The 7743-nt window shown below is 59.1% G+C and carries 4 protein-coding genes and 2 pseudogenes; 5 read left to right on the top strand and 1 reads right to left on the bottom strand.

Annotation, left to right across the window (positions count from 1 at the left end):
- Positions 1-370 (top strand): annotated as a pseudogene (locus RI563_RS11515) (solute carrier family 23 protein); the annotation flags it as partial.
- On the opposite strand, the gene RI563_RS11520 reads toward RI563_RS11515, so the two are convergent.
- Positions 324-701 carry a glycosyltransferase gene (locus RI563_RS11520; protein WP_310694528.1) on the bottom strand — a complete coding sequence of 126 codons (378 nt, stop codon included), beginning with the start codon at positions 699-701 and terminating at the stop codon, positions 324-326. The pseudogene RI563_RS11515 and the gene RI563_RS11520 overlap by 47 nt on opposite strands.
- A 214-nt stretch (positions 702-915) precedes the next feature.
- On the opposite strand from RI563_RS11520, the gene purL reads away from it, so the two are divergent.
- The 4 genes and pseudogenes from purL to RI563_RS11540 all read left to right on the top strand — a co-directional run.
- Positions 916-4812 carry a phosphoribosylformylglycinamidine synthase gene (gene purL / locus RI563_RS11525; protein ID WP_310694529.1) on the top strand — a complete coding sequence of 1299 codons (3897 nt, stop codon included), beginning with the start codon at positions 916-918 and terminating at the stop codon, positions 4810-4812.
- A 43-nt stretch (positions 4813-4855) separates the two neighbouring features.
- Complete coding sequence (locus RI563_RS11530) at positions 4856-6100, top strand: HD-GYP domain-containing protein (protein ID WP_310694530.1); 1245 nt, start codon at positions 4856-4858, stop codon at positions 6098-6100.
- A 271-nt stretch (positions 6101-6371) separates the two neighbouring features.
- Positions 6372-7292, top strand: coding sequence for an ABC transporter ATP-binding protein (locus RI563_RS11535; RefSeq protein WP_310694531.1), 921 nt, complete (start codon positions 6372-6374; stop codon positions 7290-7292).
- A pseudogene (locus tag RI563_RS11540) lies at positions 7289-7743 on the top strand (ABC transporter permease); the annotation flags it as partial. The gene RI563_RS11535 and the pseudogene RI563_RS11540, both read left to right, overlap by 4 nt.

Genomic DNA, 7743 nt, shown 5'->3' on the forward strand with positions numbered 1-7743 from the left:
GGCCGTGCTGGTTTCCATCGTGGTCACCACGCTACTGGGCTGGATGCTGGGCGATGTGCAGTACAAAGGGATTGTCTCCGCGCCACCGAGCGTATCTACCGTCATTGGGCACGTCGATCTGGCAGGCTCCCTGAACCTGGGTCTGGCGGGCGTGATTTTCTCCTTCATGCTGGTTAACCTGTTTGACTCCTCCGGTACGCTGATTGGCGTGACCGACAAAGCCGGCCTGGCGGATGAGAATGGGAAATTCCCGCGCATGAAGCAGGCGCTGTTCGTTGACAGTGTCTCCTCTGTCACCGGCGCGTTTATCGGTACATCGTCTGTTACCGCTTACATTGAATCCTCTTCAGGTGTCTCTGTGGGTTGCCGACGATGCCGCGATAGGCGACCAGTTTGGGTGGCAGGTCGTCAATGGCGCGAATCGTGTTGGAGAGCGCGGTTTTGGTATAGACGTGAACGATATCCGGCTGTTCGGTCTCTACCAGTTGCCGGATACGGGCAATGGCGGCGGGATCGCGACGTTTGTGCATGTCCAGCTGGTGAACCGGAATACCGGCCGCCTGTATCTCATCGAGGAAGCTGGCGCCGGTTTTACAGATCACCACCAGATCGATACCCCGGGCTTTGGTTCTGAGTAACTGGTGGCGCTCGCCGAGATCCATCTCCTGAAAAACGTGCAGAACCTTGATTGGCTGATCCATACTTTGTGCCGACCCGCGTATATCGTAAAAACCGCCAGTATACCCCGAGTGTGGTGAGTTTCGGTACTCCGGGTTTGTCAGATTCTCAAGACACCCCGGTGTCTGTATACCGTTATCACACGCGAGCTGTCTTGTGCGTCGCTCGCTCCCCGGTCGACATATCGTGTATTATTGCCGCTCACCGTTAACGCCAATCAATTCCGGGATTCCGCGCATGTTGCAACTCCGAGGTGGCTCGGCCCTGTCGTCCTTTCGTCTGGAAAAATGTCTGGCCGCCCTGCGGGCTGAAGTGCCCGAAGTGGCGGATATCCAGGCGGTCTATCTGCACTTTGTCGAGAGTGAGCCGCAACTGAATGCCGAACAGCATCGGCGCCTGAAGAGCCTGCTCGCCTATACCGAGCCTCCCGCGCAAATGCTGCAGGGGCATGATTTTCTGGTGGTCCCCCGGCCCGGCACGATCTCGCCGTGGTCGAGCAAGGCCACCGATATCGCACACAACTGCGGGCTGGATTCGGTACAGCGGATCGAGCGCGGCATTCTGTATACCCTGACGCTCAGCGATGGCAATGAGCTGAGCGCGGAGCAGGCCCGGGGCCTGGGCGCGGTGCTGCACGATCGGATGACCGAGTCGGTGTTTCGCGACGTCGACGAGGCACAACGGCTGTTCCGACATCCCGATCCGGCGCCGCTGACCGAGGTTGATGTACTCGGTGGCGGGCGCGACGCCCTGCAGCGAGCCAACGCGGATCTGGGGCTGGCCCTGGCCGGGGATGAAATCGATTACCTGGTGGAGAATTTCCAGTCGCTGGGGCGCAATCCCAGCGATGTGGAGCTGATGATGTTCGCCCAGGCCAACTCGGAACATTGCCGGCACAAGATTTTCAATGCCGACTGGATCATCGATGGCCAATCCCGCGACAAGTCCCTGTTCGGCATGATTCGAAATACCTATCAGCAGCATGGCGACGGGGTTCTCTCCGCCTATAGTGATAACTCGGCGGTGATCGCGGGGCATACCGGCGGCCGGTTTTATCCCGCGTCCGGCACCCGTGAGTACGCCTATCACGCGCAGGACATCCATATCCTGATGAAAGTCGAGACCCATAATCATCCCACGGCCATTGCGCCCTTTCCGGGCTCGGCCACCGGGGTTGGCGGCGAGATCCGCGACGAGGGGGCCACCGGCCGGGGCTCGAAACCCAAGGCCGGGCTGTGCGGTTACTCGGTCTCCAACCTGCGCCTGCCCGATTGCCCTCAACCCTGGGAAACCGACTACGGCAAGCCGGGGCGAATCGTCTCCGCGCTGGAGATCATGCTTGAGGCGCCCATCGGCGCGGCGGCCTTCAATAATGAATTCGGCCGGCCCAACCTGTGTGGTTATTTTCGGACTTACGAAGAGCGGGTACCCGGCCCGCAGGGCGAGGAAGTGCGGGGTTATCACAAGCCAATCATGCTGGCCGGCGGGCTGGGGAATATCCGCGACGATCACGTCGCCAAGAACGACATCCCGCCCGGCGCACAGATCGTGGTGCTCGGCGGCCCGGCTATGCTGATCGGGCTGGGCGGCGGGGCCGCCTCCTCGATGGCGACTGGCGAAAGCCTGGAGGATCTCGATTTTGCCTCGGTGCAACGCGGCAATCCGGAGATGGAACGTCGTGCCCAGGAGGTGATCGACCGCTGCTGGCAGCTGGGTGAGGCCAATCCCATCGTCAGTATTCACGATGTCGGCGCCGGCGGCCTCTCCAATGCCTTACCGGAGCTGGTGAACGACAGTGGGCGTGGCGGTCGTTTCGAACTGCGTGCCGTGCCCAACGACGATCCGGGTATGTCGCCCATGGCGATCTGGTGCAATGAGGCGCAGGAGCGCTATGTGCTGGCGGTGGGCCAGGAGGATATGGATCACTTTGCCGAGATCTGCCAGCGGGAGCGCTGCCCCTGGGCCGTGGTCGGCGAGGCCACCGCTGAGCGGCGGCTGGTGCTGGGCGATGGCCATTTTGACAACACCCCGATCGACATGCCGCTGGAAGTGTTGCTGGGCAAGCCGCCGAAGATGTTGCGCGACGTCCATCATGCCCCGTTTACCAAGCCGGAGTTCGACACGGCCGGGCTGGATCTGGCGGAAGCAGCCGAACGGGTGCTGGCCCTGCCGGCGGTCGCCGACAAGCGTTTTTTGATCACCATCGGTGATCGGAGCGTGACCGGGCTGGTGGCGCGGGATCAGATGGTCGGCCCCTGGCAGGTGCCGGTGGCCGATGTGGCAGTGACCGCGACCAGCTTCGACAATGAGTGCGGCGAGGCGATGGCCATGGGTGAACGTACGCCGGTGGCACTGCTGCATCACGCGGCCTCGGCCCGCCTGGCTGTTGGGGAAGCGCTCACTAACCTGGCGGCGGCACCGGTGCCGGAGCTCTCCCGGGTCGTTCTTTCGGCCAACTGGATGGCCGCCGCCGGGCATCCGGGCGAGGATGCCGGCCTCTACGAGGCCGTGCAGGCGGTGGGCATGGAACTGTGCCCGGCGCTGGGCATCACCATCCCGGTGGGCAAGGATTCCATGTCGATGCGTACTGTCTGGCAGGAAGCGGGCGAGACCCGCTCGGTGACCGCGCCGTTGTCGCTGATTATCTCGGCCTTTGCCCCGGTCACGGCGGTAAGTCGCACCCTGACCCCGCAGTTACGCACTGATCGGGGACCGACCCGCTTGATCCTGATCGACCTGGGCAAGGGCGCTAACCGCCTGGGGGGATCCTGTCTGGCACAGGTTTATAAACAGCTCGGCCACCATCCGGCCGATCTCGACGATCCGCTGGCGCTGAAACACTTTTTTGATACTATTCAATTACTTAACGAGAAAGGGCGGTTGCTGGCCTACCATGACCGGGCTGACGGCGGACTATTCGCGAGCCTGTGCGAGATGGCGTTTGCCGGGCGCACCGGCCTGCAGATTCGACTCGACGATCTGGGTGATGATCCGGTCGCCAGCCTGTTCAGCGAGGAGCTGGGCGCGGTTATTCAGGTGAGCGATAGTGAGCTGGCGGCCGTGCAGGACGCGCTGCATGAAGCCGGTCTGAGCCATTACAGCCATGTGATTGGTACGCTGCGCGACGATGAGCGGCTGGTGTTCGAACACCGTGGCGAGACGCTCCTGGAAGGGACGCAGGTCCAGTGGCGGCGTGTCTGGAGCGAAACCAGTTACCGGATGCAGGCGCTGCGTGATAATCCCGAGTGTGCCCGGGAAGAGTACGACAATTTGCTGGATGAGTCCGATCCGGGGTTGTCGGCACAGCTGAGCTTCGATCCCCGCGAGGATATTGCCGCGCCCTATCTGAACCTGGGGCACCGTCCGCGGGTGGCCGTATTGCGCGAGCAGGGGGTCAACGGTCAGATCGAGATGGCCGCCGCCTTCGATCGTGCCGGCTTTGCCGCCGTGGATGTGCACATGAGCGATATCATCGCCGGGCGGGTATCACTCAATGATTTTTCCGGCCTGGTTGCCTGTGGCGGTTTCTCCTATGGTGATGTACTGGGCGCCGGCGGCGGCTGGGCCAGTTCGGTTCTGTACAATTCGCGTGCCCGCGACGAATTCGAAGCGTTCTTCAATCGTTCCGACAGTTTCGGACTGGGTGTCTGTAACGGCTGCCAGATGCTCTCTCATCTGCGGGATCTGATTCCTGGCGCGGCTCACTGGCCACGCTTTGTGCGCAATCGCTCCGAGCAGTTCGAGGCGCGACTTTCCCTGGTCGAGGTGCTCGACTCACCCTCGATCCTGCTGGCCGGCATGGCCGGTTCCCGCCTGCCAATCGTCGTGGCCCATGGTGAGGGGCAGGCCCGTTTCGAACAACCGCAGCAGGTGCAGCAGCTGTTGAGCGATCAGCTGGTCACTTTGCGCTATATTGATAATTATGGTGAGGCGAGCGAGCAATATCCCTTCAATCCTAATGGTTCGCCGGGGGGGATTACCGGCCTGACCACCACGGATGGTCGTTTTACCATTATGATGCCACACCCGGAGCGGGTATTTCGGACAGTTCAGTATTCATGGCATCCTGACGACTGGGGGAATGACGGCCCCTGGTTACGGCTGTTCCAGAATGCCCGCCACTGGCTGGGCTAGCCACCACGGCACATTAATCGGTGGCACGAGACGGGAAGTTGGTATGAAAGTGAAAGTGAATGTCGACCGTCTCAGGGAGGGGATGTTTGTCAGTGATCTGGATTGTGAGTGGACAGAGACCTCGTTTCTGCTCGAAGGCGTCCTGATCGCCGGCGAGGAAGAACTGGCCGAACTCCAGCGCTGTTGCAGTTTTGTCTATGTCGATACCGATCGTTCCCATGAATCGGTGATCCCCGATCTGCAAACCCTGGCCCGCGAGCCGGCACCGGCATCCGCACCCGTTTTCAACAAGCAACAGGCCGAAAAAGAGGCCGAGCGGGAAGAGAAACATTTCCAGCAGGCCCTGCAGGAAGCCCGTCCTGTTCATGCGCGTACCAAAACCTACATTGAGACCCTGCTTGAGGACGTGCGCCTCGGCAACAGCCTGGATACCAGTACGGCCCGCCAGCTGGTGACCGAAATCACCGAAAGTATTACCCGCAGCCCCAATGCCATGGCCTGGCTGTCGCATCTGAAACATCGCGACGAATACACTGTTACTCACTGCATGAACACCTGCATTCTGGCAGTGACCTTTGGCCGCTATCTGGGCATGGACAAGGACTCGCTGGAACTGATGGGGCTGGGAGCCCTGCTACACGACATCGGCAAAATGAGTATCCCGCTGGATATCCTCAACAAGCCGGGACGATTGACAGCCGAGGAATACGATATCGTCAAAACCCATGCGCAAAAAGGTCATGAGTTACTCGTCTCCAAGGGGGGGATTCCAGAGGAATCGCTCGATATCGTGCTGCATCATCATGAACGAATCAGCGGCAAGGGCTACCCCCATGGTTTGATGGGCGAGCAGGTCAATCGTATGACCAAGATTGTTTCCATCGTCGATGTCTACGATGCCATTACCAGCGACCGCTGTTATCACGACGGCATGGCGCCCTATGAGGCGCTGAAAAACATGTACAGCTGGATCAGCGAAGACTTCGAACAGAATATGGTGGAACAATTCATCAAATGCCTGGGCATCTATCCCATCGGCAGCATGGTGCAACTCAACCTGGGACAGACCGGTATCGTGGTCTCCGCCAGTGAAAAAAGTCGACTGCGACCCATCGTCCTGCTGGTCATTAACAGCAAGGGCGAACGCTATGTCAAACCCAAGCTGATCAACCTGGCCCACCCGCGCTGGCGCGAGGGCAAGCAGAAACTCGAAATTCGCAAAATCCTCAACAACAACGAATGCGACATCGACCTGCCGTCCGTCATTCAGGACGAATCGCTGATCTGAACCTCTTTTCCTGCTCTGGTATGAATAACGCGGAGTTCGCGGAGGCGCGGAGCCGCAGAGGAAACTAAGTAGTAGTTTTCAATGTTGAATTTTGAATGAGATGCAGCGTCGCAATTCAAAATTACATCTCCGCGTCTCCGCGCCTCTGCGTGCTCCGCGTTGAAAAACTCCACCCTGGATAACCATGAATTTTTTGATGTAGCAAGGCACCTGTCTATTGGTGGATGTCTTTTGTTAGAATACCCGCCGGTTCAGTTTTTCAAGTGAGTTTATGGCCAACGCGCTGACTATTCGGGGTTTGACCAAGACCTATCGTGGCGGGGTGCAAGCCCTCAAGGGGGTCGATCTGGACGTGCGCGAGGGGGATTTTTTTGCTTTGCTGGGGCCCAACGGGGCGGGTAAATCCACCACCATCGGGATTATCTGCTCGCTGATTAACAAGACCGCGGGGAGCGTCGAGGTCTTCGGTTACGATATCGACCGCGATCTGGAAGCGGCCAAAAGCTGTATCGGTCTGGTGCCGCAGGAGTTCAATTTCAATCAGTTCGAACCGGTGGTGGAGATCGTGGTCAACCAGGCCGGTTATTACGGCATCGATCGCAAGCTGGCCTATGAGCGCGCTGAAACCTATCTGCGCCAGCTGGAGCTGTGGGATAAACGTCATGTGATGGCACGGGAGTTGTCCGGCGGCATGAAGCGTCGCCTGATGATCGCCCGCGCGCTGGTGCACGAACCCAGACTGCTGATTCTCGATGAGCCAACCGCCGGGGTGGATATCGAAATCCGCCGCTCCATGTGGAAGTTTCTCAGCAAGATAAATGCCCAGGGCACCACGATTATCCTGACGACCCATTACCTGGAAGAAGCCGAACAGCTTTGCCGGCATATCGCCATCATCAATCACGGCGAGGCAGTCGAGCATACCGAGATGAAAGCGCTGCTGATGAAATTGCATGTGGAGACTTTCGTGCTGGATTTGCGTGAGACCATCGATACCGTGCCACAGGTCGAAGGCTATAACCTGACCATGCTCGACAAAAGCACACTCAATGTGGATATCAGCAAGGAACAAAGTCTGAACCAGTTGTTCGAGGCGCTGAGTCACCAGGGCCTTAACGTGCTCAGTATGCGTAACAAAACCAACCGGCTGGAAGAGCTGTTTGTGCGCATGGTCGAGGAGGACAACGCATGAAGCTGTCACAGCAATACGTCGCGTTTACCACCATCCTGACCAAGGAGTTTCTGCGCTTCATTCGCATCTGGATTCAAACGGTGCTGCCGGCGGCGATTACCACCGGCCTCTATTTTATTATCTTCGGCAACCTGATTGGCTCCCAGCTGTCGGATATCGGCGGGCTGACCTATATGGAATATATTGTCCCCGGCATTATCCTGATGGCGATCATCAATAACGCCTACGCCAACGTGGTCTCGTCCTTCTATGGCGCCAAGTTCCAGCGGCATGTGGAAGAGATGCTGATCTCGCCCATGCCCAACTATCTCATCGTGCTGGGTTACGCCGCCGGCGGCATGGCACGCGGTCTGATAGTGGGGCTGGCAGTTACTGCCGTTTCCCTGATCTTCGCCGAGCCGCAACTGCATCATCTGCTGGTAACCCTGTATGTGGTGCTGATGACTTCGCT

The sequence above is a fragment of the Thiohalophilus sp. genome (assembly GCF_031581315.1).
Classification (GTDB): domain Bacteria; phylum Pseudomonadota; class Gammaproteobacteria; order UBA6429; family Thiohalophilaceae; genus Thiohalophilus.